The sequence below is a fragment of the Halomonas sp. 3F2F genome, from assembly GCF_014897805.1.
Taxonomy (GTDB): Bacteria; Pseudomonadota; Gammaproteobacteria; order Pseudomonadales; family Halomonadaceae; genus Vreelandella.
The window spans coordinates 1-1,470 of sequence record NZ_JABUZE010000129.1; the positions used below are offsets into that span (position 1 = coordinate 1).

Annotated in this window: 2 protein-coding genes; both read left to right on the forward strand. The window is 44.7% G+C overall.

Going from position 1 to position 1,470, the window contains the following annotated elements; all coding sequences use genetic code 11:
* Positions 1–179: 179 nt before the first annotated feature.
* Positions 180–818 (forward strand): HAD family hydrolase, encoded by a 639-nt coding sequence (locus tag INT21_RS12475; protein WP_193061816.1) that lies wholly within the window; start codon positions 180–182, stop codon positions 816–818.
* 130 nt (positions 819–948) lie between these two features.
* Positions 949–1,290: a hypothetical protein gene (locus INT21_RS12480; RefSeq protein WP_193061815.1), complete on the forward strand. Its 342-nt coding sequence runs from the start codon at positions 949–951 to the stop codon at positions 1,288–1,290.
* The last annotated feature ends 180 nt before the right edge of the window (positions 1,291–1,470 follow it).

A 1,470-nucleotide genomic window follows, 5' to 3' on the forward strand; every position in this document is an offset into this window, starting at 1 on the left:
GGTAAGATACTTGCTGAGGTGCTATGAGAAATCCGGGCTAGGGCCTGTTGACGTTTCATCTCGGGTTAGTTTTTTGTACGTTGCTTTTCCATACAATACTATTAGGTAAAATTAATCACCCCCATTATTCAATAATTAGATGCGCGGTATAATTACTTTTATAAGCCAAGGGGGCGATTGTGCACCTAGTCTTATTCGACATAGATGGAACGCTAGTCCAGTCATACGATTTCGATACAGAATGCTTTCAAGCAGCAACCAAGGATATATTGGGTGTGACCGTTGGCCCTGATTGGAGCCGCTATAATCATGTAACTGATTCTGGGATTCTCGCTGAGGTGATTGAAGAACTGCATCTTCAAAGTGACAGCGAGAGAATCACGAAGGAGGTGAAGGCGCGGTTCGTAAGTCGAGTAGCGGATTACATCTCATTTCACGATGTACTCCCTATCTTTGGAGCTTATGAGTTTTTATCGCAGCTCGTTGCTCGTCAGGATGTCTCGGTAGCATTTGCTACTGGTGGCTGGAGTGAATCCGCGAGGATGAAACTTGAAGCTGCAGGTATCAAATTTTCGTCTATACCATTGGCTTCGTCTTCGGATCACTTTAGCAGGATAGAGATTATGCGATTTGCAGAAAGGCGTGCGGGGAACGGTCATTACGACTCTATAACCTATTTTGGAGACGGGCCTTGGGATCAGAAAGCATCTGAAACTCTGGGGTACAATTTCGTCTCAGTCGGAAATCGCATTTCTAGCCCTCAGTCGATTCGAGATTATAGTGAAGCTGATGTGGCCTTTAGGTACATTGGATTATAAACAGGCCAAGCAACCAATGCGCAATCTCCGCTTCACTACCGTTGTATCATCGGTAATGGCGTTACATCTAAAGTGAGAAACTTCAATGAAGCAATTTATAATCCTATTATTTAGCCTTCTGGGAGTTGCCATGGCGTTTGCTGAAAATCCACATAACTTTACGGACGTTGATTCGAAAGAGAAGGCAATAAGGCTAGTGGAAGAAGGTAGACTCGTGCCCATTCTATTGTTTCCCGCAGAGCTTGGTGGCCCAGAAGCTTCACAGAACACGGTTTATGTGCCACCTGAAACACGAGACATTCAAACACAAATTATTGGCACATTGATCAGGTTTGTTGAAGAGGGGCTCATAGACAACTTAAATGCCGAGCCTGAATATAAGGGGAATAGCTTTGTCCCATCCAGAATCCATATGCGTACAAGTCATTCCGGTAAGCCAGGGCAGTTCAACCCGACTATCGAAATATGGTAGAAGACGCGGCAAGCGCTGACTTACGTGCATTATGCGTTTGCTCTACAACCTTGTTACGTTTAACCGAAAAGGAGTTTTATGGACGGCTTTTTTGAAGATATAGGCAGGGGGTTTTTTAGGGGAATAGGTTACATACTCCTGAATCCGTGAAGCTGGCGCCGATACTTTCCCTATCAACAC

What these genes read in the sequence shown, in the direction of transcription:
- INT21_RS12480 (WP_193061815.1), top strand. Translation starts at nt 949, where the DNA reads ATGGCGTTTGCTGAAAATCCACATAACTTTACGGACGTTGATTCGAAA.